The sequence below is a fragment of the Bradyrhizobium sp. URHA0013 genome (genome assembly GCF_000518345.1).
GTDB lineage: Bacteria > Pseudomonadota > Alphaproteobacteria > Rhizobiales > Xanthobacteraceae > Bradyrhizobium.
Genome location: NZ_KI912426.1, coordinates 1143349 through 1170112, shown reverse-complemented (window position 1 = coordinate 1170112; position 26764 = coordinate 1143349). Strand labels below are relative to the sequence as shown.

Annotated in this window: 27 protein-coding genes and 1 pseudogene; 18 read left to right on the top strand and 10 right to left on the bottom strand. The window is 62.0% G+C overall.

Annotated elements, in window-relative coordinates:
* Positions 1 to 61: 61 nt before the first annotated feature.
* Entirely contained in the window at positions 62 to 1453 is a 1392-nt protein-coding gene (locus tag N551_RS36265; RefSeq protein WP_051462909.1) for a HAMP domain-containing sensor histidine kinase, read from the bottom strand.
* A gap of 1 nt (position 1454) precedes the next feature.
* A complete protein-coding gene (locus tag N551_RS0125985; RefSeq protein WP_027569404.1) occupies positions 1455 to 2129 on the bottom strand; it encodes a response regulator transcription factor in 675 nt (224 codons plus the stop codon).
* A gap of 352 nt (positions 2130 to 2481) precedes the next feature.
* Between N551_RS0125985 and N551_RS0125975 the strand changes: the two genes are divergently transcribed.
* The 4 genes from N551_RS0125975 (at position 2482) to N551_RS0125960 (ending at position 7231) form a co-directional block, all read left to right on the top strand.
* Positions 2482 to 3543, top strand: coding sequence for a class I SAM-dependent methyltransferase (locus tag N551_RS0125975; protein WP_027569403.1), 1062 nt, complete (start codon positions 2482 to 2484; stop codon positions 3541 to 3543).
* 135 nt (positions 3544 to 3678) lie between these two features.
* Positions 3679 to 4536, top strand: coding sequence for a hypothetical protein (locus N551_RS0125970; protein WP_027569402.1), 858 nt, complete (start codon positions 3679 to 3681; stop codon positions 4534 to 4536).
* A gap of 250 nt (positions 4537 to 4786) precedes the next feature.
* Positions 4787 to 5845 (top strand): alpha/beta fold hydrolase, encoded by a 1059-nt coding sequence (locus N551_RS0125965; RefSeq protein ID WP_027569401.1) that lies wholly within the window; start codon positions 4787 to 4789, stop codon positions 5843 to 5845.
* A 384-nt stretch (positions 5846 to 6229) separates the two neighbouring features.
* A complete protein-coding gene (locus tag N551_RS0125960) occupies positions 6230 to 7231 on the top strand; it encodes a sensor histidine kinase (protein WP_027569400.1) in 1002 nt (333 codons plus the stop codon).
* A gap of 34 nt (positions 7232 to 7265) precedes the next feature.
* Here the strand turns inward: N551_RS0125960 and N551_RS39460 are convergent.
* From N551_RS39460 to N551_RS0125940, 4 genes and pseudogenes are all read right to left on the bottom strand, one after another.
* A pseudogene (locus tag N551_RS39460) lies at positions 7266 to 7468 on the bottom strand (hypothetical protein); the annotation flags it as partial.
* A 394-nt stretch (positions 7469 to 7862) separates the two neighbouring features.
* Entirely contained in the window at positions 7863 to 8954 is a 1092-nt protein-coding gene (locus tag N551_RS0125950) for a TRAP transporter substrate-binding protein (RefSeq protein ID WP_007592593.1), read from the bottom strand.
* Positions 8955 to 9171: 217 nt separating this feature from the next.
* Positions 9172 to 10314, bottom strand: coding sequence for an Mrp/NBP35 family ATP-binding protein (locus tag N551_RS0125945; RefSeq protein ID WP_007608752.1), 1143 nt, complete (start codon positions 10312 to 10314; stop codon positions 9172 to 9174).
* Between the two features lie 53 nt (positions 10315 to 10367).
* Positions 10368 to 10805, bottom strand: a complete 438-nt coding sequence (locus N551_RS0125940) for a VOC family protein (protein WP_027517244.1) — start codon at positions 10803 to 10805, stop codon at positions 10368 to 10370.
* Positions 10806 to 10987: 182 nt separating this feature from the next.
* Here N551_RS0125940 and N551_RS0125935 point away from each other — a divergent pair, with 182 nt between their 5' ends.
* The 5 genes from N551_RS0125935 (at position 10988) to N551_RS0125915 (ending at position 15724) form a co-directional block, all read left to right on the top strand.
* The gene (locus N551_RS0125935; RefSeq protein WP_027569399.1) at positions 10988 to 11860 is read left to right on the top strand and encodes an NAD(P)-dependent oxidoreductase; all 873 of its coding nucleotides are present in this window, start codon (positions 10988 to 10990) and stop codon (positions 11858 to 11860) included.
* A 22-nt stretch (positions 11861 to 11882) separates the two neighbouring features.
* Positions 11883 to 13160, top strand: coding sequence for a sodium:proton antiporter NhaD (gene nhaD, locus N551_RS0125930; protein WP_027569398.1), 1278 nt, complete (start codon positions 11883 to 11885; stop codon positions 13158 to 13160).
* Positions 13161 to 13297: 137 nt separating this feature from the next.
* The gene (locus N551_RS0125925; protein WP_027569397.1) at positions 13298 to 14893 is read left to right on the top strand and encodes a HAMP domain-containing sensor histidine kinase; all 1596 of its coding nucleotides are present in this window, start codon (positions 13298 to 13300) and stop codon (positions 14891 to 14893) included.
* Between the two features lie 44 nt (positions 14894 to 14937).
* Positions 14938 to 15141 (top strand): DUF1289 domain-containing protein, encoded by a 204-nt coding sequence (locus N551_RS0125920; RefSeq protein WP_027569396.1) that lies wholly within the window; start codon positions 14938 to 14940, stop codon positions 15139 to 15141.
* 28 nt (positions 15142 to 15169) lie between these two features.
* Entirely contained in the window at positions 15170 to 15724 is a 555-nt protein-coding gene (locus N551_RS0125915; RefSeq protein ID WP_027569395.1) for a TIGR02281 family clan AA aspartic protease, read from the top strand.
* 32 nt (positions 15725 to 15756) lie between these two features.
* On the opposite strand, the gene dusA is transcribed toward N551_RS0125915, so the two are convergent.
* Complete coding sequence (gene dusA / locus N551_RS0125910) at positions 15757 to 16752, bottom strand: tRNA dihydrouridine(20/20a) synthase DusA (RefSeq protein ID WP_081747945.1); 996 nt, start codon at positions 16750 to 16752, stop codon at positions 15757 to 15759.
* Between the two features lie 148 nt (positions 16753 to 16900).
* Between dusA and N551_RS36255 the strand changes: the two genes are divergently transcribed.
* A complete protein-coding gene (locus tag N551_RS36255; RefSeq protein ID WP_081747944.1) occupies positions 16901 to 17602 on the top strand; it encodes a site-specific integrase in 702 nt (233 codons plus the stop codon).
* 32 nt (positions 17603 to 17634) lie between these two features.
* On the opposite strand, the gene N551_RS0125900 is transcribed toward N551_RS36255, so the two are convergent.
* The 3 genes from N551_RS0125900 to N551_RS0125890 all read right to left on the bottom strand — a co-directional run bounded on the left by N551_RS0125900 (position 17635) and on the right by N551_RS0125890 (position 19101).
* Positions 17635 to 17898, bottom strand: a complete 264-nt coding sequence (locus N551_RS0125900) for a hypothetical protein (RefSeq protein WP_027569393.1) — start codon at positions 17896 to 17898, stop codon at positions 17635 to 17637.
* 288 nt (positions 17899 to 18186) lie between these two features.
* Positions 18187 to 18600, bottom strand: a complete 414-nt coding sequence (rnk, locus tag N551_RS0125895; protein ID WP_035962398.1) for a nucleoside diphosphate kinase regulator — start codon at positions 18598 to 18600, stop codon at positions 18187 to 18189.
* A gap of 9 nt (positions 18601 to 18609) precedes the next feature.
* Complete coding sequence (locus tag N551_RS0125890) at positions 18610 to 19101, bottom strand: GreA/GreB family elongation factor (RefSeq protein WP_027569391.1); 492 nt, start codon at positions 19099 to 19101, stop codon at positions 18610 to 18612.
* A gap of 478 nt (positions 19102 to 19579) precedes the next feature.
* Between N551_RS0125890 and N551_RS38385 the strand changes: the two genes are divergently transcribed.
* From N551_RS38385 to N551_RS39595, 8 genes are all read left to right on the top strand, one after another.
* Positions 19580 to 19735: a hypothetical protein gene (locus N551_RS38385; protein WP_155809939.1), complete on the top strand. Its 156-nt coding sequence runs from the start codon at positions 19580 to 19582 to the stop codon at positions 19733 to 19735.
* A gap of 163 nt (positions 19736 to 19898) precedes the next feature.
* Positions 19899 to 22820: a monovalent cation/H+ antiporter subunit A gene (locus tag N551_RS0125875; protein WP_027569390.1), complete on the top strand. Its 2922-nt coding sequence runs from the start codon at positions 19899 to 19901 to the stop codon at positions 22818 to 22820.
* Positions 22820 to 23161, top strand: a complete 342-nt coding sequence (locus tag N551_RS0125870) for a Na+/H+ antiporter subunit C (RefSeq protein ID WP_027569389.1) — start codon at positions 22820 to 22822, stop codon at positions 23159 to 23161. The genes N551_RS0125875 and N551_RS0125870 overlap by 1 nt, the downstream gene beginning before the upstream one ends.
* Positions 23158 to 24789 (top strand): monovalent cation/H+ antiporter subunit D, encoded by a 1632-nt coding sequence (locus N551_RS0125865; RefSeq protein WP_027569388.1) that lies wholly within the window; start codon positions 23158 to 23160, stop codon positions 24787 to 24789. The genes N551_RS0125870 and N551_RS0125865 overlap by 4 nt, the downstream gene beginning before the upstream one ends.
* Positions 24786 to 25274, top strand: a complete 489-nt coding sequence (locus N551_RS0125860; RefSeq protein ID WP_027569387.1) for a Na+/H+ antiporter subunit E — start codon at positions 24786 to 24788, stop codon at positions 25272 to 25274. The genes N551_RS0125865 and N551_RS0125860 overlap by 4 nt, the downstream gene beginning before the upstream one ends.
* The gene (locus tag N551_RS0125855; protein WP_027569386.1) at positions 25271 to 25552 is read left to right on the top strand and encodes a K+/H+ antiporter subunit F; all 282 of its coding nucleotides are present in this window, start codon (positions 25271 to 25273) and stop codon (positions 25550 to 25552) included. The genes N551_RS0125860 and N551_RS0125855 overlap by 4 nt, the downstream gene beginning before the upstream one ends.
* Positions 25549 to 25899, top strand: coding sequence for a monovalent cation/H(+) antiporter subunit G (mnhG, locus tag N551_RS0125850; protein WP_027569385.1), 351 nt, complete (start codon positions 25549 to 25551; stop codon positions 25897 to 25899). The genes N551_RS0125855 and mnhG overlap by 4 nt, the downstream gene beginning before the upstream one ends.
* Positions 25900 to 26300: 401 nt before the next feature.
* Entirely contained in the window at positions 26301 to 26429 is a 129-nt protein-coding gene (locus N551_RS39595; RefSeq protein WP_018458533.1) for a hypothetical protein, read from the top strand.
* Positions 26430 to 26764 lie beyond the last annotated feature (335 nt).

Below are 26764 nucleotides of genomic sequence, written 5' to 3'. Positions count from 1 at the left end.
TCATGTCCGCGTTGGCGAAGGCGGATGCGGGAGAAGGTGGCGCGTCAGTGCCGCACCGCGTTCAAATCAACGTCGCCGACTTCTCCGCCAGCCTGAACCGCAGCGTGAACTGCGCGCCGCCCCCCGGAAGATTCTCCACCGCAACCGTCGCCGCGTGATCATCCGCTACGGCGCGCACGATCGACAGCCCGAGGCCGGCGCCGTCGCTGCGCTGGCGGTCGGCGCGCCAGAAGCGAAGGAAGATCAATTCGCGCTCGGCTTCCGCAATTCCCGGTCCGCAATCGCGCACGCGCACCGCACCATCCTCGCTTACATCGACATCGACCGACGTGTCCTTTGCCGTGAACTTGATGGCGTTTTCGGCGAGATTGAAGATCGCGCGCTGGAGCATCACGGAATTGCCGTGGATCAGCACCGGCCCCTCGGTGCCCCTCAGCGCGATGTCCTTGTGCTGCGCAATCGCGAGCGGCGCGATCGAACCGACCACCTCGGCGCAGACCGCGCGCAAATCCGCGGTCTCGCCGGGATCGAGCACCAGCGTGTCGAGCTCGGCGATCTCCAGCAGCTGCGCGACGATGCGGCTCATGCCCTCGATGTCGGCATGCAGCGCCTGCCGTGCAGCGCCGTCGCCGAGCGTCTCGATTCGCGTGCGCAGGATCGCGAGCGGCGTGCGCAATTGGTGCGCGGCGTCGGCGGTGAACTGCCGCTGCACCCGAAAGCCGTCCTCGAGGCGGTCGAGCGCCTGGTTGACGGCGGTGACGAGCGGCATGATCTCGCGCGGGATCTGCTCCGTCGGCAGGCGGATGTCGGTGCGCGCCGGACCGATATTGCTTGCCTCCTCGGAGGCCTTCCACAGCGGCGCGACAGCGCGGCGAAAGATGATGATGTCGATGGCGAGCAGGACCAGCAGGATCGGAATGGTGATCCACCCGACCCGCCGGAAGAAGTTCGACACGATGTCGTCGATGATGACGTCGCGGTGCGCGAGGTCCTCCGCGACGCGAATGCGTATCACCTTGCCGTCGATGGTGCGGGTGACGCCAGCGCCGGAAATCGTCTCGGAGAGCGGCGGTGGCGCGACCGTGGCAGTGCCGGTCTTGCGACGCGACGAGAACAGCAGATGTCCCTCGGCATCGCGAATGTCGTACTGGTAGCGGCCATAGGCTTCCGAATAGAGGCCCTTGAGACTGTCCGGCAAGTTGAACGTCAGCAGCCCGTCGGGCTGGACGACGATGCGCTCGGCCAACACCTCGGCCTGGGCGCGCATGGCGTCGCGGTGCAGCTGGTCGATCTCGGAGTTGAGCAGCCAGAACAGCACCAGCGGCAGGAAGATCGCGACCACCGCGACCGCCACGATGTGCAGGAACACGATGCGCCAGATCAGCGATTTGAATGTCGGCGACCTCGCCTGGATCCCGGCGCGGAATCCGGCCTGAGATCCGATCCGGGCCACGCTATTTCTCCTCGGCCATGAGATAGCCGACGCCACGGATGGTGTGGATCACGACCTTGGCGCCGTGCTCGGCGAGCTGCTTGCGCAGCCGCGAGACGTAGACCTCGACCGCGTTGGAGGCGACCTCGCCGTCGAGGCCGAAGATGTGGTCCTCGACGTTCTTCTTCGGCACCACCCGCCCCTGCCGGCGCAGCAGGATCTCGAGCACCGAGGTCTCGCGCGCGGAGATGATGCGCGGCTGGTCGTCGACGAAGATCTGGCGGCTTTCGGTGTCATAGACAAGGTTGGCGAGGCGCAGCGAGCGGCCTAGCAACTGGCCCGGACGGCGCAGGATCGCCTCCAGCCGCGCCACCAGCTCCTCCATCGCGAAAGGTTTTGCGAGATAGTCGTCGGCGCCGCTGCGCAGGCCGCTGACGCGGTCCTGCAAGCCGCCGCGCGCGGTCAGCACCAGCACCGGCAACGGCTCCATCTGCCGGCGCAGCTCGCGCAGCACCGACAGGCCATCGCCGTCGGGCAGTCCGAGGTCCAGGATCATCGCGGCATAGCTGACGCTGCTGACCGCCTCGCGCGCTTCGGCGACGCTGCCGACGATGTCGCTCTCATAGCCGGCCGCCGACAGCCCGCCGGCAACGAGCCGCGACAGCTCGGCATTGTCTTCGACGATCAGAAGGCGCATCGCATTTTCCCGCGGGATGTTCCGGTGCAAGCACGGCTCGCGCCGCATCTACGACCTCTTCCACCATCCGCACGATTTCGGCCAGAACACAAGCGAGCCCGGTTTCGCTTTTAACTTTGTCAGGTTGGTGTAAGCTAGTCGGGCCGGTGCCCATATGGCCGCGCATGTCGGCTGCTGGGCTGCAGGCAAGGAATCCGCGGCTCGATCAAACGTTACCGCTTCTGGCCCATTCTGACATCAAGCGGCCCACGGCTATTCGCCGGAACGCGAACCCTTTCATGCTTCCGATCCGCCGGTCGCCCTAGGCTTTTTGGATAACGATGAGGCTGTTCTCAAAGAGGAGGAAGCTGCAATGCGTGAACCAGACCTTGAAAAGCTGAACGCGCTGGTAGGAAAGCTGGTCGGCGACCTCGGCATCGCGCTTGGCGGCGCCAGCATACTGCTCGGCGATCGCCTCGGACTCTACAAGGCGATGGCGGATGGTGCCATGATCACTCCGTCCGAGCTTGCGAAGAAGACCGGACTGCATGAGCGTTACGTGCGCGAATGGCTGTCCGGACAGGCCGCCTCCGGATACATCGACTACCATCCGGAAAAAAATGCGTTCTCACTCTCGGCGGAGCAAGCCATGGCGTTCGCCGAAGAGGGGTCGCCAGCCTTCTTTGCAGGCGCATTCGATGTCGTGCAATCCACCTATCTCGACGAACCCAAAGTCGCCGAAGCGTTTCGAACCGGGAAAGGCGTTGGTTGGCACGAGCATTCGAAGTGTCTTTTCTCCGGCACCGAACGCTTCTTCAGGCCGGGCTATAACGCCAATCTGGCTTCGAACTGGATTCCGACGCTCGAAGGCGTCGAAGCGAAACTGAAAGCCGGCGCCAGGGTAGCCGACGTCGGATGCGGCCACGGCGCCTCTACGATTGTGATGGCGCAGGCCTACCCCAATTCAGAGTTCTTCGGGTTCGATTACCATAAGCCTTCGATTGAACGCGCCAAGGTCCTGGCACAAGAAGCGGGCGTTGGAGACCGCATCACGTTCGCGCAGGCCAGTGCCAAGGATTTGCCAGCCAAAGACTATGATCTGGTGGCGTTCTTCGATTGCCTGCATGACATGGGCGATCCCGTGGGTGCAGGCAAGCATGTCAAGGAAACGCTAGCCAAGGATGGGGCTTGGATGATCGTCGAGCCGTTTGCTCATGACAATCTCAAGGACAATCTCAACCCGGTCGGATGCGTCTACTATCACGCCTCGACATTCATTTGTACGCCGGCATCACTGTCTCAGGAAGTGGGCTTGGGGCTCGGCGCACAGGCCGGTGAAAGCAGATTGCGTCAAGTGGCGACTGAAGCGGGCTTCAAGCGCTTCCGCCGCGCCACCGAGACGCCGTTCAACATGATCTTCGAAGTGCGTCCTTGACCGATCCGGCCGTTGCCTCGGTCCTGCAAGCCGCCGCGCGCTAATGGACAGATGCCCCGGCGTCGCGGCGCGCGCTAGCAACTTCTAAGTCGGTATCGCATTGGTCCGTGCCCTGACGAACTGAGGAGCTTGCCGGTGATAACGATTCCAGAACTGACGTCCCAGGCGCTCGGTGCGTTCCTGATCTCGGAGACAAGAGGCCGCTTCGGCTCGTCGCATGCCACCTTACCGGAATTGCTCCCCTACGCGGCAAAGCTTGCCCTGGAATGTATCGGCAACAGCGATGCATTATACCACAATGTCGAGCACACGTTGTTGGTCACGCTGGTCGGGCACGACATTCTGATCGGCCGCTCCCTCCTGAGGCCGACGACGGCGAGCGACTATGCTCACTTCATCCTGGCCTGTCTGATTCACGACATCGGCTACGTTCGGGGAATAATCCATGGAGACCAAGAGGGAGCCTATGTCGTTGATGGTACCGGCCGAACGGTGGAGTTGCCGATCGGCTCCTCCGATGCAGCGCTTGCACCCTATCACGTGGACCGCTCGAAATTGTTCGCCGCGGAGCGTCTCGACGCCGTCGACCAGATCGACGCCGCTCGCGTTGCCAGGGCCATCGAGTATACCCGTTTTCCCTATACGGACGAACCAACGAGCGAACTCAAGGATGACTTGGACGAGGAGGAAGGTTTGCTGCTCCGCGCCGCTGATCTGATTGGTCAGCTCGGCGATCCGAACTACATGAAAAAGTCAAATGCGCTCTTCTATGAATTTGAGGAGATCGGGCTCAACAAATCGCTCGGATACGCCACGCCCGCGGATGTGGTGTACAAATACCCTCAATTCTACTGGACCAAGGTTGCACCCCAAATCCAGGCTGCCATCCGCTGCTTGAATGTAACCTCGAGCGGACGGCAATGGATCAGCAGCCTGTATGGCAATGTCCTACGCGCTGAGCGAGAAGTCAGACTGTCTGGTCCACAGCTATAGATCGGCGTTCTAAACCGTGGTTTTCGGCAAAGAGGCCGGCGCGGCCTGAGGGGGCGCCGTTATCGGCTACTCGCGCCCCGTATTGCACGCGCGAGTCTGCACCAACGCCAGAGGCCGTTCGCCGGAACCTCGCGCCGGCTCGGACGTCTGCTTTTCATCGAGGAACCAAACACCCCGCATCCCCGTTTGCCTCGGCTGCAACATTTCTCACTTGCATGAGGCGTCGTGCAGACCACCGAAGGTAATGCACATGCGGGTTGCACGACGAACACGTTCCCCATCGCTTCTGTCCGACTGCCTGGCCGCCCTCACGCGACATCCGGGCGCCACCGCATTTGCTGCCGCAGGTACTCTCATCGCGGCTACCGCAATCATAAACCGGCGGCTCGCGAACAAAGCGCAACGCGATAATCCTCCGCAGGGGCGGTTCATCGACGTCGAGGGGGTCCGCCTGCACTATTTGGAACGCGGCAGGGGCAAGCCGCTGGTCTTGTTTCACGGCAATGGCAGCATGGTCCAGGATTTCGACGCGAGTGGATTGATCGATCTCGCGGCCGAGAACTACAGGGTCATGGTGTTCGATCGTCCCGGTTTTGGGCATAGCTCGCGGCCGAGGCACGTCGTCTGGACCCCGGATGCCCAAGCGGACCTGTTCAAGAAGGCGCTCGATCAGTTGGGGGTCTCTCAAGCGATTGTCCTTGGCCATTCGTGGGGAGCGTCGGTTGCGGTTGCGCTGGCGACAAGACATCCCTCGTTCGTGCAGGCTCTCGTGCTGGCCTCGGGCTATTATTTCCCGACTCCCCGCGCGGACAGCGCCGCGTCGGTGCTGTCCGCCCTACCAGTGGTCGGGGACGTCATCAGCTCCACGATTTCGCCGCTAGCCGGTCGGATGATGTGGCCCGCGATGTTGCGCAAGCTGTTTGGCCCCCGGCCGGTCCCGAACAAGTTCGCGGGCTTTCCGAAAGAAATGGCGCTCCGCCCATCACAGATGCGGGCCACAGCGGCTGAAGCGACGATGTTGATCCCCGCCGCATTCTCAGGTTCGAAGACTTATGCAGAGCTCAAGATGCCGACGATCATTATCGCAGGCCAGGACGATCGTCTGATCGATATCAAGCAGTCGGTCAGGCTGCACGGCGAGGTCAAGCAGAGCAAATTGCGCCGGATCGACGGAGCGGGACACATGATTCATTATTCCGCAACCGCTGACGTGATGGCAGCCATCGACGAAGCTGCTGCCGAGGCCGTGTTGATCCATGGAAAAGAGGGTCCGGGCGTACAACAGCCCCGAGAGACTACCGGCGCCTGACGGGCAGATTGTTGGCGAGAAAGCGGCGGCACGGAATTTCCGAATAAGATGCCGAGCGCCCCGAAGGACGTGATGACCCGGCATAGCGCCAACCGTTCCTGGCGATGCCCATCGGTTCGTAGATGTGTTCAATCGGCACCAGCTCAAATTGCTGAATGAAGGTTCGCGAAGCAATGCGTAGTCGCAGACGAACAGCGCCACTTATGGCCGTCGGCGAGCCTCATGGCTCGTTTGAGGATCGCTTCTGAGCCAACTCGGGCACGGGACCACACTTCGACCTGCCCTCCCGGTCGAACCGAGACCTTTTCTACGGGGTATGGTATCTGTCGATCGCCCGTCGGCAGAGATGCCGATCTGGTCGGATCAGCAGGAAAGCAAAGCGCGATGTTTCCTAGCCAGGTGACGATGCCGTTGTGGCACGAAAAGCACCTTCGGGCTGCCACTCGCGCGGCCGGTGTCGCTCTATGGTCCTGGAACGTTGATACCGACGCCATCACCATGGATGAACCCGCGTACGACCTCTGGGAGGTGTCCAAGGACGAGCAGAACATTACGTTCGAAATACTCTCCAAGAGTATCCACCCGGCCGATCTTGAGAGGGTCAGATCAGCATTTGCGGCTACTCGCGCAGTCGTGGGCTCTTACGAGATCGATTTTCGTATTCTAACCGGAAGCGATATTCGTTGGATTTCCGCTCGGGGCCAAGGCGACGACGCCGACATAGCGGATCGAACGATGTTCGGTATTTTCCTGGATGTCACCCAACGCAAGCAAGCTGAGGAAGCCAACGAGCTACTGGCGGGCGAGATGAGCCACCGGCTGAAAAACCTTCTCACCGTCGCAACGGCGCTGACTCAAATCAGCTCACGCTCGGCAGCATCAAAAGAAGATATGGCCCAGGAGCTGACCAGCCGCCTGATCGCTCTTGGACGTGCTCAGGACCTCGTTCGCCCGGTACCAGGACAAAACAGAGGGGGGACGCTGCTTGGAGACCTCATCTCCGTTCTGCTTGCGCCGTACGACGAGGAGGGAGCCAGTGTTCGTATTCGCGTCTCGGTCCCCAAGATGAACGTGGGAGAGGCTTCCAGCACAGCACTCGCCTTGGTGATGCACGAACTGGCAACCAACTCTGCGAAATACGGTGCGCTGTCGCTTTCGAGTGGCACCTTGGACGTATCGTGCAACGCCCACGAGGACGAGGTGTTGGTCAAGTGGACGGAGCGGGGTGGTCCCCCTGTTGTCGCTCCAACAAAGCTCGAAGGCTTCGGAAGCCAGTTGGTGCACCGAAGTATGGCCGCCCAGCTTGGCGGGGCTATAAGTTTTGACTGGTCGGAAGAGGGTGTGGTGATCATCCTGCGCATGAGCAAAGACCGCCTTGCGAATTGATGCTCAGCTGATTTCCCGCGCCCACTCCTGTCACCCGTCTGCGATTGATGCGATTGTAAAAATGGTCGCCGGCCGGAAGCGGCGTCTTCAGCAAGTCGCCGCCGAAGAGCTCGTGAATCAATAGCGAAGTGACGTTGCATTGTCCTGCCGCCGGATGCTCGCCGTCCATTGTCTGGCGGTTGCCAACGACCAGCCCTTGCGCAGCGCGCTTTGAACCTCATCGGGATCGAAGCTCATCGTCACCCAGGCTGACCACCGAGGCGCCAATTTCGGATTATACGATAATGCCTTTCTGCCACTGTTTTGCCCGACGAGTCAAACGGTCTCGCTGAAGCAGTCGCTTCGTACGCCTGACCCACCCCGCTTTTGGCTCCCAAAATGCCAAGTTGCCATCGACCGCGCGATGCCCGGGCCTGCCTGCCATTAACTCCATCGCATCAAGCTGTTGGCTGCACTCGCAGCGCCTTGTCCTCTCGCCCCTCGTCTACTGTGCATGGGGTTGTTTTTCAGATTTTTTGCTGGACGCCCCGCCCCTACCGCGGCGACAACGCCGCTCCGCGGTGTCGTCTCAAAGAAAAAGCCCGGCCTCGCGAACGAGACCGGGCGTGTCGTCTTGCGACTTGCTCGAAGATCAGCCGCGGGTGCGCGAGCGGATCATGAAGCTGTCGTAGGTGTATTCGGCGACCTGCCACCACAGATATTCGTCGGAGCGGTAGGCCTGCATGGCGTCGATCGACTTCTTGAAGTCGGGATTCTTGGCCGAGATCTCGCCCCACAATTCGTTGGTCGCCTTGAGACAGGCTTCCAGAACTTCATTGGTGAACGGGCGAAGCTGCGTTCCGCCGGCGACCAGACGCTTCAGGGCGCCGGGGTTCACCATGTCGTAGCGCGCGGCCATCCAGGTGTTGGTGTTGACGGTCGCGTTGGTGAGGATCGCCTGGTAGTTCTTCGGCAGCTCGTTCCACTTGTCGATGTTGGCGAAGGCGTGAACGGTCGGACCGCCTTCCCAGAAGCCCGGGTAGTAGTAGTACTTGGCGACCTTGGCGAAGCCGAGCTTCTCGTCATCGTAGGGGCCGACCCATTCGGCCGCGTCGATGGTGCCCTTCTCGAGCGACGGATAGATGTCGCCGCCGGCGAGCTGCTGCGGCACCACGCCGACCTTCTGGAGCACCTGGCCGGCAATGCCGCCGATGCGCATCTTGAGGCCAGAGAGGTCGGCAACGGTCTTGATCTCCTTGCGGAACCAGCCGCCCATCTGGGTGCCGGTGTTGCCGCAGGGGAAGCCCATCACGTTCGACTTCTTGAAGAACTCGTTGGCGAGCTCGTTGCCGCCGCCCTGGTAGAGCCAGGAATTCTGCTGGCGTGCGTTCAGGCCGAAAGGCACCGACGCGAAGATCGCGAAGGTCGGGTCCTTGCCGACGTAGTAATACGACACCGTGTGGCACATCTCGACGGTGCCTTTCTGGGTCGCATCCAGCGCCTGCAGGCCCGGGACGATTTCACCCGCCTGGAAGACCTGGATCTGAAACTTGTTGTCGGTCATCTCGGCGACGTACTTCGCCATCTGCTCGGCACCGCCATAGATGGTGTCGAGCGACTTCGGGAAGCTCGACGTCAGGCGCCACTTGATCTCGGGCGAGGACTGCGCGATCGCCGGCGAGGCCACCGCTGCGGTCGCCGCCGCACCGGCTGCCGACACTTTCAGGAAATCACGACGCTTCATCTTCAGTCTCTCCTTGTTGGGGCGTTTCCCCTAACTTCCTCTTTGCTGCCGCTCATTCCGGCGACGCGTTCTTTGGCCGCGTCGAACCGAAGGGGCTTGACTGCCGTGGGCCTTTAACACGGAAGCCCCGCTTTCGAAACGCGACATTGGCATGACAGGGCTCTACGAAAGTCGCATGTCCCCGGGGTATTGGTTTGAAGGGATTGCTTGGATCCGCTCAGGCCGCGGCGATGACGCCCTTGAGCTGGTCCCGCACCTGTCCCGCGATGGCGCGGTAGATCGCCGCATGGGGACCGTCCGGCTCGCTGTCCACGACGGGCGTGCCGGCGTCCGAGGTGGCGCGAATCGCCATGTGCAGGGGGATCTCGCCCAGGAACGGTACCCCGAGCTTCTCGGCCTCGTGGCGCGCGCCGCCATGGCCGAAAATGTCGGATTTCGTGCCGCATTGCGGGCACTGGAAATAGCTCATGTTCTCGACGATGCCGAGCACGGGCACGTTGACCTTCTTGAACATCGCAAGCCCCCGCCTTGCGTCGATCAGGGACAGGTCCTGCGGGGTCGAGACGATCACGGCGCCCTTCAAGGGGACGTTCTGCGCCAGCGTGAGCTGGGCATCGCCGGTCCCCGGCGGCATGTCAACGACGAGGACGTCGAGCTGGCCCCATGCGACGTCGCGCAGCATCTGCGTCACCGCCGACATCACCATCGGCCCGCGCCAGATCATCGCGGTCTCTTCCTCAACCAGGAAGCCGATCGACATGATCGCCAGGCCAAAGCGCCTGAGCGGAATCATCTTGCGCTCGCCATCCAGCTCCGGCTTCTCATGCAGGCCCGTCAGCCGCGGCACCGAGGGGCCGTAAATGTCGGCATCGAGCAGCCCGACCTTGAGGCCGAGATCGCGCAGGCCCAGCGCAAGATTGAGCGCGGTGGTGGACTTGCCGACGCCGCCCTTGCCCGAGGCGACCGCGATGACGGCCGCGACGCCCGGAATCTCGGACTGCCGCGCCATCGGCGATTGGGCGCCGCCCTGCGGCGGCGGCTTGTGGGCGTGGACCGGCTGCACGCCCGGCGTGCCGCGACTGGGCGTTGGCGGCGGCGGTGGTGCCGCGCCCGCCTTCCGCTCGGCCGTGAGCGCCACCATGACGGTGGTGACGCCGGGAATGGCGCGCACCGCGGCCTCGGCCTCGGCCCGGACGGATTCCCAGGCGCGCGCCTCGGCGGCATCGACATTGATCGAGAAGAACACCTTGCCATCGGCCGCGCTGATCGCGCTCAGCACATTGGCATTGGTGAGCGCGACCCCGCGGGGCGACTTGATCCTGGCGAGGCTGTCGAGAACCTGTTGCTGCGTCACGCTCAAAGCGCATCTCCTAGAATTCAAGATGCCCCATTAGAGCGGAAACGCCCAAAAGGCTACTGCCTGCCGATATCGTCAGCCATCTCGGCGGGCGCCGCGCCCTGCTCCAGGGCAGCCTCGTAATTCAGCTCGATCATGACCCCGTTGGGGTCATGGACGAAGATCTGCCAGAGTTCGCCGCCGGGCACCTGGCGGGAGTCGAATTTCATCCCCTTTGAGGCCAGCCGCTGCTTCATGCCGTCAAACCCGCGGCTGGCGAAGGCGACGTGGTGGACAACGCCGGAATCCGGCTTTTGTGGCTCGGCAGTGGGAGAAATATCGACGAGGTGCACCACCGGCTTACCCTCGCTGTACATCCAGGCGCCGGGAAAGGCGAAATTCGGCCGGGCGCCCTTTTCCAGGCCCAGCACGTCCTCGTAGAAGCGGACGGTCTCGGCCAGATTCCGGGTCCGGATATTGAAATGATCGAGCACGCCCACGCTTACGCCGCCCATGCCTTCGCTCCCTTTTTTTGAAGTCCTTAGGTCCGCCACCCTAGCACAAGCGGGGGCCAAACGAACCCGTTGCCCTCCGGCCTCAAGGGTTTATGGTGCGGCCGATCTGCCGCAATGGCGGAACCGGACGCCCCTCGCCCGGCAAGAACCGTAAAACCCAAACTACGGACAAGGTACCACAGATGGCTAAAGTCGCTTTTCTCGGTCTCGGCGTGATGGGCTTCCCCATGGCCGGACATCTCGTGAAAAAAGGGGGCCATGAGGTCACCGTCTACAACCGCACCGCAGCCAAGGCGAAGGAGTGGGCGGATAAGTTCGGCGGCAAGACCGCGGCGACCCCGAAGGCTGCAGCCGAGGGCCAGGATTTCGTGATGTGCTGCGTCGGCAACGACAACGATCTGCGCGCGGTCACGATCGGTGCCGACGGCGCGTTTGCCGGCATGAAGAAGGGTGCGACCTTCGTCGACCACACCACGGCTTCCGCCGAGGTCGCGCGTGAGCTCGATGCGGCCGCGACCAAGGCCGGCTTCAAGTTCATCGACGCACCCGTGTCCGGCGGGCAGGCCGGCGCCGAGAACGGCGTGCTGACGGTGATGTGCGGCGGCGCGCAGGACGCCTATGCTGGTGCCGAGCCGATCATCACAGGCGCCTATGCGCGGATGTGCAAATTGCTGGGGCCGGCCGGCTCCGGCCAGCTGACCAAAATGGTCAACCAGATCTGCATCGCCGGCCTCGTCCAGGGCCTCTCCGAGGGTGTTCACTTCGCCAAGAAGAGTGGCCTCGACGTCGCCGCCGTGATCGAAACCATCTCCAAGGGGGCCGCGCAGTCCTGGCAGATGGAGAACCGCTACAAGACCATGAACGAGGACAAATACGATTTCGGCTTCGCGGTCGAATGGATGCGCAAGGATCTCTCGATCTCGCTGGCCGAAGCCCGCCGCAATGGCGCCAATTTGCCGGTGACCGCGCTGGTCGACCAGTTCTACGCGGAGGTCGAGAAGATGGGCGGCAAGCGCTGGGATACGTCGAGCCTGCTCGCGCGCCTTAATCGCTGACCTCTGACGAAGTGATCCTGCCTTGCTGATCGCACTCGCCGCAATCTTCGTCCTCGCCTATGCGGCGATCGCGCTTGAGCATCCGATCGGGGTGAACAAGAGCGCGTCTGCGCTACTCGGCGCCGGCGTGCTCTGGACAATCTATGCGCTCGCGACCGGTGACCACACGCTGGTCGGCCGTCAGCTTGATGAGTCCGTCGCCTCCACCGCGCAGATCGTGTTCTTCCTGGTTGGCGCGATGACGATCGTCGAGGTCATCGACGCCCATGATGGTTTCGAAGTCATCACCTCCCGCATCAGCAGGACCAGCCAGGTCCGTCTGATATGGCTGATCGGTTTCGTGACCTTCTTCCTCAGCGCGATTCTCGACAATCTGACCACCACCATCGTCATGGTCTCGCTGATCCAGCGGCTGATCGCCAAGCGCGACGACCGATTGCTGTTCGCCTCCCTCATCGTCATCGCCGCAAATGCCGGTGGTGCATGGACCGTGATCGGCGACGTCACCACGACCATGCTGTGGATCGGCGGACAAATTTCGCCCCTGAAAATCATGGGCGCGGTGTTCCTGCCCTCCCTGCTGAACCTGCTGGTGCCGCTCGCATTCATCAGCTTTTCGCTCAAGGGCAAGACCATCGCACCGCCGCCGAAAGAGGACGGATTGCAGGGCGTCGATCCGTTCGAGCGCAACGTGATGTTCTATCTCGGACTCGGCGTACTGATCGCGGTGCCTGCCTTCAAGACGGTCACGCACCTGCCGCCCTTCATGGGCGTCCTGCTCGGGCTTGGCGTCGTGTGGCTGGTGGGCGAGATCGTTCATCGCGACAAGGATGAGCATGTCCGTGGTCCGCTCACGCTGGCGAATGCGCTGACGCGGATCGACATGGGCTCGATCGTGTTCTTCCTCGGCATCTTGCTCGCGGTCGCCTGCCTCGAACATGCCGGCTTGCTCTCCATGCTGGCCAAATGGCTGGACACCGCGATCGGCCGACAGGACATCATCGTGATCGTGCTCGGGCTGCTTAGCGCCGTCATCGACAACGTGCCGCTGGTCGCCGCGACGATGGGCATGTACGACCTGGCGCATTATCCACCCGACAGCTTCCTCTGGGAGTTCATCGCCTATTGCGCCGGCACCGGCGGTTCGATCCTGATCATCGGCTCGGCCGCGGGCGTCGCCGCCATGGGGCTCGAGCGCATCGAGTTCCTCTGGTACGCCCGTCGCATCGCCCTCCCGGCGCTCGCCGGCTATCTGGCGGGAGCCGTGGTGTACATCGCGCAGCACGCGGCGCTGCATTGAGCGGCTCACGTCGGATCCAAAATTAACGCCGGGTTAACGTAATTCTTTAGCTCCTTAAGTCACCTCTTAAGGATTTCTTGCCAGAGATAGACAATGCAGAAGGCCCGTCCCGCGCGGGCAGGAATTGTTGTTGTGCGATGAGTAAACCCGCTGAAAAGCCCGAGGTTGTGCAGCTTCCGGCCGAGCCGGTGAGCGTGCCGTCGGCGAGCCATCGCCGGGCTGCGGCACAGCGGGTGCGCGAGGCGCGCGACAAGTTAACGTCGACCAGTGGAACCCGGCCGGCTTTCGACGCCGAGATGCTGCGCCATTACGCCCAGACCCGGCTGTCGGCCTCCTATGTCGTGATGCTGCTTGTGGTCGCGACGGGCGTGTTGTTTGGGCTGTGGATGCAGCCGATCCCGGCGGCGGCGTGGACCGCCGGCATGCTGTGCATCCATGCTGCGATGATCCGCAGCTGCCACCGCTTCCTGGCCGAACCCGCCTCGCCCGCAGCAACGCGCGCATGGCAGACGCGTTTCGTCGTGCTCGACCTGCTCTATGGCCTTTGCTGGATGGCGATCCTGATCCATCCCGTGCTCGACATGATCACGGAATCGCTGATGATGTTCCTGATGCTGCTGGTGATCGCAGTATCGAGCATGCTGGCCGCCAATCTGCCGATCGCCGCCCTCGCCGCCACCGCGCCGGTCGCGGTCGCGATGGCGCTGAGCTTCGTGATGACCGGCTCGCTGGACAATTACATCCTGGCCGCGCTCGCCCTCGCCGCCGAAGGCTATTTCGTGCTGCTGGCCCACCGCCTGCACTCTTCGACCTTCGCCACGCTCGAGGCGCGCGCCGAGAAGGACGCGCTGATCGGCGAGCTCGAACAGGCCAAGGCGATCTCGGACGAAGCGCGCCACCGCGCCGAATCCGCCAATGTCGCCAAGTCGCGCTTTCTGGCGCAGATGAGCCACGAACTGCGGACGCCGCTCAATGCGATCCTCGGCTTTTCCGAGGTGATGAAGAGCGAGATTTTCGGCGCGCATGCCGTGCCGGTCTACAAGGAGTACTCGGCGGACATCCACAATTCCGGCGTCCACCTGCTCAACCTCATCAACGAGATCCTCGATCTGTCGCGGATCGAGGCCGGCCGTTACGAGCTCAACGAGGAAGCGGTCTCGCTGGTCGGCATTGTCGCCGACTGCCATCATCTGATGAAGCTGCGCGCCTCGAGCCGTGGTATCACCATCCACGAGGTGTTCGAGCAGGCGATGCCGCGACTGTGGGCCGACGAGCGCGCGATCCGCCAGGTCGTGCTCAATCTGCTCTCCAACTCGATCAAGTTCACTCCGCAGGGCGGCGAGATCTGGCTCAAGGCCGGCTGGACGGCCTCAGGCGGACAATATCTCTCGGTGAAGGATACCGGCTCCGGAATCCCCGAGGACGAGATCCCGGTCGTGCTGGCCTCGTTCGGCCAAGGCTCCAACTCGATCAAGTCGGCCGAACAGGGCGCCGGTCTCGGCCTGCCGATCGCCAAGAATCTGGTCGACCTGCATGGCGGTACGTTCACGCTGAAATCGAAGCTGCGTATCGGCACCGAAGTGATCGTCACCTTCCCGCCCGAGCGCGTGATGAGCGCGCTGGCGCCGATGTCGGATGATTCTCCGCCGCTCCAGCCCGAGAGTTCCGCGGTAGCGGACGAGAAGCGCCGGCCCCGTCGCAAGCCGATCATGAGCGCAGGTACAGGCTCGTAACGAGATGCTTGCAGACATGCCAGACCATCCGTCACTATGTCCGAATGAGCAAAGAAACGCCCTGCGTGGCCGTCTGCATGATCGATCCCAAGACCAGGCTGTGCTTCGGCTGCGGACGCACATTGCCGGAGATCGCGCGCTGGCACGCCATGGAGAGCGCGGAACGGCTCGCGGTCATGGCGCTGTTGCCGGCGCGCATGAATCAGGCTGGACTTGCGCCCATCGCGGGATCGCCGGAACGCACCTGACCGGCCTGAGCGCATCGGGAGGTGCGCAATGATCCGGTTCCTGCTCGTTCTCACCATGCTCGCCTGCACGGCAGGTGCCGTCGTCGCCTATGGCGATTCCGACCAGATCGCGCGCGCGAGCAGCAAGGTCTCGCATATCTTTCGCGCGCAGACCGCAGCGCCCGCCCCCGCCGTGCAGATCCCGCGCGGCCAGGGCGGCGAATTCGCGTTGCGCGCGAAGATCAACGGCGTGGCCGCACCGATGGTCATCGACACCGGCGCGACTTCGGTAGTGCTGACCTGGGAAACCGCGAAAGCGATCGGGCTGCCGCTCGAGATGCTCGAATACGACGTCGATCTCGAAACCGCGGGCGGTCACACCAAGGCGGCCCGCCTCACGATCGACCGCCTCTCCGTCGGTCACCTCGTCGAGAAATCGGTGCCGGCCCTCGTCGTGCAGCGCGGGCAGATGAAGACCAACCTGCTCGGCATGAGCTTCCTGGACCGCCTGGAGAGCTGGGGCGTGCGCGCCGACAAGCTGATGCTCACCGGTTATCCGGAGCTCCAGACCAGTCAACGCCGCTCGCGCCTGGCAGTCGACTAGACTTTTGCAATCCGGCTCGCCATGTGCCTCGGCTAGGCTGCCGCCTCCGCCGGCGCGCGGGCACCGACACGCGCAATCGCATCGCGCAGCACCTCGAGGCCGGCGCCCGGCTTCACCCCCTGCTCGGCAAGATGGCGGCGGAAGGCGCGCGCGCCGGGCACGGCATGGAATGCGCCGACGAAATGCCTCGTCATGGAGTGCAGCCGCGTGCCGCGCGCGAGCTGTCGTTCGATGTAGGGCATCATCGCTTCGAGCGCATCCTGCATCGAGGCATGCGGCGCCGCCTCGCCGAAAATGTCGGTATCGACCGAGAGCAGCCGCCACGGCTCCTGATAGGCGGCTCGTCCAAGCATCGCGCCGTCAACGTGATCGAGATGTGCTCTTGCCTCGTCGATGCCGGGGATGCCGCCGTTGATGATGACAGGCATATCGGCCATTGCTCGCTTGAGGCGATAGACGCGATCATAGTCGAGCGGCGGGATGTCGCGATTTTCCTTCGGTGACAAACCACTGAGCCATGCTTTCCGGGCATGCACGATCAGCGCATCGCAGCCGGAGGCGACGACCGCGCGCGCAAGGTTGTCGAGCGCGACCTCCGGATCCTGGTCGTCGATGCCGATGCGGCACTTCACGGTGACTGGCACGGTAGCCGCACCCTTCATCGCCTCGACGCACCTCGCCACGAGATCAGGCTCCGCCATGAGGCAAGCGCCGAAACGGCCGTCCTTCACGCGGTCGGAGGGGCAGCCGACGTTGAGGTTGATCTCGTCATAACCGAACTCCTCGCCGATCCGCGCCGCCAGCGCCAGCTCGCGCGGATCCGACCCGCCGAGCTGAAGCGCGACCGGGTGCTCGATCAGGTCGAACCCAAGCAACCGCTCCCGGTCACCATGAATGATGGCACCAGTGGTCAGCATCTCCGTATAGAGCAGCGCCCGCCGCGTCAGGTGACGGTGGAACACCCGGCAATGCCGGTCGGTCCAGTCCATCATGGGTGCCACAGAAAAGCGATAGTCTTGATATTCCAAGTAGTTATCCTATCCTTACAATGGACTAGAGCAGGAACAAGTGCACACGTGTGCACTCCAAGTTAGCCCAAATTGCACACGTTTGTAGGGCGTTTGATCTCCCGGTGCACACGTAGCGCACACGAAATCGGGGTGGAGTGCACACGCAATGCCGACCTTTACGAAGCTCAGGTCGGGCAGCTGGCGCGTTCAAGTCAGTAGGAAGAACGAGTACGTCGCAAACACCTTCGCCCGGCGGCGTGATACGGAAGAGTGGGCACTGGATGTCGAGCGTTCATTCGACCGCGGCACCCCGATCCGACGCTGCCGGCCTTTTGAGCAGCCTCGAATATTTTTCGATTTGATCGCGCTGCACGTCGACGATCCTGCGCAGGCCATGCGCCAAGCCGAGATTTGCCGGATCGAATGGTCCGATGTCGATATGACGAAGCGAACTGTCACCATTCGCGACCGCAAAGATCCGAGGTGCAAGGACGGAAACCATCAAATCGTCCCTCTCCTAAATTCGACAGACTATGCTGCGTGGCAGATCATGCTGGAGCAACGCATTCTGACGCGCGGTCTCGGGCGCGTATTTCCTTACCACTCGAAGTCCGTCGAGGCCGCTTTCCGCAGGTCTTGCAACGCGATCGATATCGATGATCTTTGCTTTCACGATTTGCGTCACGAAGGGACAAGCCGACTCTTCGAAGCGGGTTTCTCAATACAGCAGGTCGCTATGGTGACGGGCCATAAGGATTGGCGAATGTTGCAACGCTATACAAACCTCAAGCCCGAGGATCTGCACAAGATGCAGAAAGCCGCTCAGCCGTCGCTGGAGCAGTTCCTGGCAACGCTGGCAGCAAGCTAGGGTGACTACCCGCTGCTCGATCGCGGGCCCGACTATCTGTCTTCGCCGCTCCGCCGACGGAAGGGATCGGCGACATCGTCGTGGCCGCTGCGGCTGCTGAAGAACATCAGGGCCATCAGCCCACAGCCGATAACCAGCGAGAAGAAAGCTCCGAGCCCAAGCGCGATCCAGCCATGCTTGCCCATTTCGACCCCACTACTGGCTCCCCAGATCGAGACAGCCCAAACGCCGGTCAGGATCAACATGGCTCCCAGAGCAACCAACAGCGCGATCTGGCCGGCACTGATGTTCTTCATGGCTGTTTCCGCTGTGTGTCTAACGAGGGTCAACGGCGAAGAGCGAGGAGGCGTTCCTGAACAATGCCAAACCCTGAGTGGCTCGTCTGAGTTCGGTGCCGGAACGTGCCGGGCGCTGATTCGCGAAGCTTACGGCGAGTGACTTGCTGCACGGCAGCAACCTCCGTCGCAGGCAATCCGGTCCATCGAATCCAATCAAAAAACACGCCCACATCCGGGCGCGACGCCTCGGGACGGCGCGCCCACATCGCAGAGGCGGCGATGTTCGACCGGACTAAACGCGAGGGCTTATTCGGACACAGCGAGAACGGTCAGGCCCCTGGTGCGCCTGTGGGGCGTCTCGAAGTCGATCCGCTGCCCCGGCGATAGGCCGATCAAGGCCGCTCCAACAGGCGTCAGGACCGAGATCTGATTGAGCTCGATGTTTGCCTCATGCGGATAGACCAGCACGACCTCTCGGCTCGCACCCGTCTCGTCGTCGCGATAAGTCACTTTCGACCCCATCCTGATCACGCCTCGCAAGTTGTTCTCGTCCGTCACCGTGGCACGTTCCATCTCTCGAGCCAGAAAATGGGCCACTCGCGGAAACAAATCCATGCTCGAATTGGCCAAGGAACTGAGGCGCCGTGATTCGTCCTCAGTGATCTTGATCGGTGGCAACGCCGGCTGTTCTCGCCGGCTCTCAGCTTCGAAATTGCGCATTGGTCGCTCCTATGCCGCAGTTGGTCCGGGGTCGTCGTCGAAAGGGTTGCCTGACCGCCTCGTCCCTCTCCGGAAGAGTGGGACGACCTTTGAATCCGATGGGGTCAGGCTTTGGACCCTGACGACATTCAGGCATCCTGCGACGAAGTACGGCATCTGATCGCCGACCTGCAGTCCGATCAAAGCTGTACCCAGCGGCGTCAACACCGAAATGCAGGCGGGATCCGACCAGCACTCCTCGGGCCAGACCAGTTGCACGGTGCGACGCGGAACGCCCCAATTCGTGCAATGGGTGACCCATGATCCGATCGTCACGAAAGGACGGACGTTGTCCGATTCGTCCGGGACGATATCGGCGCGGTTAATTTCGCCCATGAGGAATATCCCGTCCAAATCTCCTTTTTGGACGGCGAGGCGGGCGAGCTGTTCGAGCCGCGGATAGTCTGATGAGGTCAGTGCGATTTTTGGAAGAGGCAGCACGGCGCACTCCTTCTGCTTCAAGACGACCTCTCGAGTGGAGGTCACGAAAGCTGGAAAAGAGCCCGGACGGCGCGAACACCGTCCGGCTAACCGCCTGCTTGGAGGCGGCCGGCGTGAAGAGCAAAACGCGCGGTGCGCGCATCAATGTCGATGACATAGGCCATGATGCTCTGACTATAGTGGTTCATTTCCCTGGAAACATTGCGACGAAACCGCACAGCACCTGTACACGCGAAGTATCGAGAGGGACAAAGAAGCGTCTTTGGAGTGAGAGGGTCAGACAATCACGCGGGTCTACCCAGCTGCGCAAGAACGTGTGTCGAAGTTTGCACCGCGTGGGATGGCCAAGCTGGCGTTGCTGCAGGCGATCGCTCTTGTCGCACCGGTTGGCCTGGGCGGCGGTTTGACATGAATATGAGCCGTACTTCTGCCGAACCATTATTATAGTCGGCATCGATCGCTTGCACCTGGCGATGGAACACTGAACGGGCGCCATGACATGCGATACCGCTCCGAGGTCAGCCCAGCTGAGGACACCGAGCCGGCCCAGATGAGTGGCTGGCGGGTGATCGCGCTCTGCGGATTCTACGCGTTGCTCGGCGCTTTCGCGGCCCTCGTTGCCGCCGCGACTGGCACCCTTCCACACTGGATCTGAACTGCTCGATCGCGGAGCCAGTGTCTCCCAGAATGGCGGTTTCCGGGCCAAACCATCACAACGGCGCTAAATCTAGCAGTGGAGATATCGATCCGCCTCGGCTAAGCAATTGAGGATCAGCGAAAGCATCTCTCCACCTCGCAGCCTGGGGCAATGAACGCAAATGTTCCTGCTTGCCGTTCTCGTCCTTCCTTTCGCAGGAAGCTTTATTGCGGCACTCTTGCGGGTCAATGCACGCAACGCTGAGGCATGGCTCGCTGGAGCGGTCGCACTTACAGCTTTTTGCCTCATCGGCGCGGCTTATCCGAACGTGACGAATGGCGGCGTTGTCGGGTGGCGAACGGACTGGGTCGCTGAACTTGGACTCGCATTTGTGCTGAGGCTTGACGGGTTCGCATGGGCCTTCGCCATGCTGATCACCGGCATCGGCTTTCTGGTGGTGCTGTATGCCCGGTACTACATGTCACCCAGTGATCCCGTTCCGCGGTTCTTCTCCCTGCTGCTCGCCTTCATGGGAGCAATGCTGGGAATCGTGCTCTCCGGCAACCTGCTCCAACTGGTTTTTTTCTGGGAGCTGACCAGTCTCTTTTCATTCCTGCTGATCAGTTACTGGCACCACAACGCGGCGGCGAGAGACGGCGCGCGGATGGCGCTGGTGATCACGTCGACGGGTGGGCTTTGCCTCTTCGCCGGCGTGCTGCTGATCGGACACATCGTCGGCAGCTATGACCTGGAGCAGGTGCTGGCTTCCGGAAACGCGATCCGTTCGCACGCGCTTTATGTCCCCGCACTCGTTCTGATCCTTCTCGGCGCTCTCACAAAAAGCGCCCAATTCCCGTTTCATTTCTGGCTGCCGCACGCGATGGCCGCTCCAACTCCCGTTTCCGCTTATCTCCATTCGGCAACAATGGTGAAGGCCGGAGTGTTCCTTCTGGTGCGGCTCTGGCCGGCAATGGGTGGAACGAATGAATGGCTGTGGCTGGTGGGCTCGATCGGCCTGATCACGTTTTTTCTGGGCGCGTTTCTCGCCGTGTTCCAGCAGGATCTGAAAGGGCTACTGGCCTACTCGACGATCAGCCATCTCGGGCTGATCACACTTTTGACCGGACTCGATACCCCATTCGGGCAGATCGCGGCGATTTTCCATATCATGAACCACGCGACCTTTAAGGCATCGCTGTTCATGGCGGCCGGCATCATCGATCACGAAACCGGCACGCGCGACATCCGCCGCCTTAGCGGGCTATGGGCCTTCATGCCGATTACGGCGACGCTGGCCATGGTGGCTGCCGCGGCAATGGCGGGAGTGCCGTTGCTGAACGGTTTTCTGTCGAAGGAAATGTTTTTTGCCGAGACGATCGAGGTCCATGACAATTCCCTCGTCGATCAGGCGCTGCCGTACATCGTCACTCTCGCCAGCACGTTCACGGTTGCCTATTCGCTGCGCTTCATTCGCGACGTGTTCTTCGGCCCGGCTCCAACCGGCTTGCCACGCGTTCCACATGAGCCGCCACTGTTGATGCGACTTCCGGCCGAACTGCTCGTGCTGGCATGCCTCATCGTCGGCGTCGCGCCGGCTCTCACTGTGGCGCCGATCCTCGATACGGCTGCCCGGGCGGTTCTCGGCTCCGCGATGCCGGAGTACAGCCTTCGTCTCTGGCACGGAATTACGCCTGAACTTCTGATGAGCATCGTAGCGATGGCCGGCGGTTTGGGCGTCTACGTCATGCTGCGGTCCTACCTGCTCTCGCATGAGGGACCGCCCTTGCTCGGTCGCATCAATGGCAAGCGGATATTTGACTGGGTGTTGGTGACATTGTCCTGGCGGCTTGCACGATGGCTCGCCACAAATCTCGGCACGAGGCGTCTCCAACCACAATTGAGACTGTTGGCTGGCGTGGCGTTCGTTGCTGCCCTGCTGCCCCTCTACGCCCGCGGCCTCTCGCTGACGGGACCGTCAGAGAGGGAATTCGACCTCGTCTTTGGATTACTCTGGGTGGTCGGCGTTGGTTGCGCGGTGGGGACCGCGGTCCAGGCCAAATTTCATCGGGTGGTGGCGCTGATACTGCTCGGGACCGCGGGTCTCGTCACCTGCGTCAGCTTCGTCTGGTTATCCGCTCCCGACGTCGCGCTGACGCAGATCGTCGTTGAGACGGTTACGACGGTTCTCCTGTTGCTCGGCTTGCGGTGGCTGCCGAAACGCATTGCGCGACCAGGCCCGGCCGAGGCGCCCGACAGCATTCGGTGGCACCGCGTTCGCGACTTCTCCATCGCGCTCCTCGCCGGGCTCGGTTTGGCCACCCTTGCGCTGGCAGCCATGCAGCTCCCGGACAATCACAGCATTTCGCGATACTTCGTGGAAAACGCATACACGAAGGGGGGCGGAACTAACGTGGTCAACGTCATCCTGGTGGATTTTCGCGGGTTCGATACGCTCGGCGAGATCACGGTGCTTGCGGTCGTCGCGCTGACCGTCTTTGCGCTTTTGCGCCGTTTCCGCCCGGCCCCCGAAAGCATTCCCGTTCCCGAACAGCAGCATGTCCAGGATGCCCACGACGAGGCTCATCCCGATCGACAGAAGGGCGACACTGCCAAGGACACGCTGGCTACTGCGGCATTGATGATGGGCTTGCTGTTTCCCGTGATCGGCGTCGTGGCCATCTTCCTTCTCTTGCGCGGGCACGACCTTCCAGGCGGCGGCTTCGTCGCCGGCATCGCAATGGCAACGGCGTTCATCCTGCAGTATATGGCTCGCGGCACGGTGTGGGTGGAAGCTCGTCTTCACGTCATGCCGGTGCGTTGGATGGGTTGCGGCCTCTTGCTGGCAGGATTTGCGGGAGCTGCCGCCTGCGTTTTCGGACACCCCTTCCTGACCTCGTACTTTGCATATGCCGAACTGCCTCTGTTCGGTCGCGTCCCCACGGCCAGCGCTCTTCTTTTCGATATCGGTGTGTTCTCGCTCGTCGTCGGCGCCACGGTCTTGATGCTCATCGCAATCGCGCATCAATCGCTGCGTCGCTATGGCGTGCCGCTCCAGGCGGGGCAACGCGCGCCCGATGAGCGAGCGAAAGAGGAGTTGGTGTAATGGAGCTTAGCCTGGCCATCGGCATAGGTGCGCTTACGGCGTCCGGAGTGTGGCTGATCCTCAGGCCGCGCACGTTTCAAGTCATCATCGGCCTTTCGTTGCTCTCTTACGCCGTCAATCTCTTCATCGTGGCCATGGGACGGGTGCGGACGGGAGCGCCGGTGCTGATCGCAAAGGAGATCGGGGATCCAACGAAACATGCTGACCCGCTACCACAGGCGCTCGTACTGACTGCAATCGTCATCAGTTTTGCGACGACCGCGTTGTTCCTTGTCGTTCTCCTCGCGTCGCGCGGCCTGGCTCGCACCGATCACGTCGATGGTCAGGAGCCCGAGGCGTGAGCGGAATTGCAAATCTGGTCGTTGCGCCCATCGTCCTGCCCCTGCTTGCCGGCGCAGGCATGCTGCTCTTGAATGGAGAGCGGCACCGCAACATCGTGGCTGCGGTCAACGTCGCCACAACGGTTGCACTCGTTTGTGTCGCGGTGATCTTGCTCGGAATGTCTAATTCGGGTCACCCCGAAATCAGGGAAGTCTATCGCCTGGGCGATTGGCCTGCTCCGTTCGGAATTGTCCTCGTTCTCGATCGGCTCTCCGCGCTCATGCTGCTCCTGACCAGCATCCTGGCGCTGGCGTCAGTTGTGTTCTCTCTTGCCCGTTGGCACCGGACAGGCGCGCATTTCCATCCGCTCTTTCAGTTTCTGTTGATGGGCCTCAATGGTGCCTTCCTGACCGGCGATCTCTTCAACCTGTTTGTCTTCTTCGAGTTGTTGCTGGCCGCTTCGTACGGACTTCTGCTGCATGGTTCCGGTCTCGCACGGGTGAAGGCTGGGTTGCACTACATCGTCGTGAATCTGGTCGCGTCGCTATTGTTCCTGATCGGGGTCAGCCTGATCTATGGCGTCACCGGGACGCTCAATATGGCGGACCTCTCGGCGCGGATACCTGCAATCGCCGCGGAGAGCCGCGGTTTGCTCGAAGCAGGCGCCGGCATGCTGGCGGTGGCCTTCCTGCTCAAGGCCGGCATGTGGCCCCTGTGTTTCTGGCTGCCGACGGCCTACGCAGCCGCGAGTCCACCGGTGGCGTCGATCTTTGCGATCATGACCAAGGTCGGCGTATATATCATCCTGCGTCTATCGCTGTTGCTTTTCGGTGGGGGCAGCGGCGCGTCAGCGGGCTTCGGCAGTGACTGGCTGTTATGGGGTGGGTTGGCGACGATCGCCTTCGGAGCAATCGGCACATTGGCATCCCAGGATACCGCCCGTCTCGGCGGCTTTTCGGTGCTCGTATCCTCCGGAACCGTGTTGGCGGCCACGGGGACCGGGCAAGTCAGTGTCACCGGTGGAGCGCTGTTTTACCTGGTCAGCTCGACCCTCGGCATCAGCGCGTTCTTCCTTCTGGCCGAACTCATCGAGCGCGGCCGCGAACCCGGAGCTGACGTGATCGCCGTCACGCGAGAAGCTTACGGAGAAGACGACGATGCGGACCATACCGAAGAGGAAGTCGGCACGGCCATTGTGGCCACGATGGGATTGCTTGGCGTCGCCTTTATCGGGTGCGCACTGGTCATCGCCGGGCTGCCGCCGCTGTCGGGTTTCATAGCCAAATTCGCGCTGCTGACGGCGGCGCTTCATCCTTCAGGCATGCATCGGGGCGCTGCCGTTCCTGGCAGTGGATGGGCGCTCTTGTTGGCGCTCCTCGTGTCCAGTTTCGCGGCGTTGGTCGCGCTGACCCGAGCAGGTATACGCTCCTTCTGGGCGTCGCCAGATCGCACCGTGCCGCGTGTGCGCCTGATCGAGATGGCGCCCATCATGTTCCTGTTGATCATTTGCGCGGCCCAGACAGTGCTCGCCGGTCCGGTGATGCGCTTCATGCAGGCAACGGCGCAATCGCTGCACGCGCCGGCGGGCTACATCAGCGACGTCCTGGAGATCAGCGCCCAAGGCAGCCGAAAGGCGGGCGGCAAATGACGCGATTCCTGCCCTTTCCGCGGATGAGCTTCTGTCTGCTCGCATTGTGGCTACTGCTCAATCAGGCAGTCACCGTCGGACATGTCCTCCTCGGTTGTGTGATCGCGCTCGTCGGCGGGCGGTTTCTCACCGTGCTGGCGTTACCAAGCACGCGCGTCAGGCGACCCGGCGTCCTCCTACGCCTGTTGGGACTGGTGGCGATCGATATCATCCGCTCCAACTTCGCGGTTGGCCGGATCATTCTCGGTTTTGGGCGCCGACAGCGAAAATCCGGGTTCGTGAACATTCCGCTCGATATGCGCAATCCCTATGGACTGGCGTTGCTGGCTTGCATCATTACCTCGAGCCCCGGAACGCTGTGGGTGAATTTCGATACACAGAAAGGGTTGTTGATGATCCATGTTCTCGACCTGGTCGATGAAGCCGAGTGGGTCCGCACGATCAAGCAACGCTATGAACGCCATCTGCTGGAGATATTCGAATGAGCCAGCTCTTGCTGATCTACGCGCTGGTTGCCGCGCAGGTACTTCTGGTGCTGGCTATCGGCTGTGGCGCGGTTCGCATCTTTCGGGGGCCGCGAGCACAGGATCGCGTTCTGGGCTTCGACACGTCGTCCGTGAACGCGATGTTGTTGCTTCTGACGTTCGGGATTCGATCCGGCGAAACGCTCTATTTCGAGGCGGCTCTCGCCATGGCCCTCTTCGGCTTCGTGGGTACGGTTGCGCTGGCGAAGTTTCTGCTGCGCGGCGAGGTGATCGAATGAACGGCATCGAACACCTGCCGCCCTGGGCTGCTGCTCTCACGGCACTTCTCGTTTTTGCTGGCGCCATCGTCACACTGGTCGGTTCGCTCGGCCTCTTGCGGTTCGGCACATTCTACGAGCGGGTCCACGCGCCGACGCTCGGGACGACGCTGGGCACCGTATTCATTGCAGCTGCTTCAATCGTTTGCTTTTCGGTACTTCAGAGCAGGCCCGTGCTGCACGAAATCCTGATCATCGGGCTTGGCTTGGTAACCACGCCTATTGCCCTGACCGTATTGGTGGGCGCAGCGCGATTTCGCGATACCGCCGAAAAGAGTGCGCAGGTTCGCGGACCAGAGGGCAATTAGCGCAAGACGCGCGAATTCTTGCGGCAGGTTCCTTGACCGGCGAGTCGGTCAATCCAGGCTAAATGTCGCATTGGATTCCTGCATCGCATGCCCACTTCTAAGTACATGATGCGATGCTGAGTACTAGGCGAGTTCGCCGAAGTCTTTGCATGTTGGCCGCCTGATCATAGGCAATCAGCCCGAACTCAATCCATGCCGCGTTCGCGAGGGCTGGACGCTCGGTGCCCGGCAGAGCAACGCACGTACCGCTCGCAAGCGAGCCGCACCGCAAACAGAGGCAGTGATGACTACAACGCTACGACGCCGGATTTATAGGACCCAGCTGCAGATCCGCCGGTAACCCGGACGATTCACATCGTCCGGGACGGTACCTTTTCTGCAACCAAAGCCAGGAGCTTCTTATGTCGGTGTTCTTCGCGCTGCTCGTCCTGACCTCATGGGTCATGTTCATCTGGATTTCCGATCCCGATGGCTTCCGCGAGGCATTCGCTCGCCGCCGAGCGCCAATTCCTCACGATCCTAAAAGGTGACCTTGGGAGGTTCACCTCCCGTCACCGCATACAACCGTTGCGTATGAGAGAGTAGGATATTGTACTCCGCAGCTTGCGGTGCGCGATGTCTGTTCCTTGTCGGCTCCAGATCGTCGGTCCAGGCCAAATTGCTGGATCAGACGACTGGAGCCCGCCCGCAGCAGCATCAAAGGCCCTTCGCAACAGAACCCAGTTGCCGCGCGGGTCGACTTGGCAAGCCATCGTTCTCGCGGCCGTTCGCAATCATAAGACTCTGACATGAACATCGTTGCCGCGACAGATCTCTCGACGCGGTCCAATCGCGCTCTGCGGCAGGCCGGGAAGAGCGTGAGGCG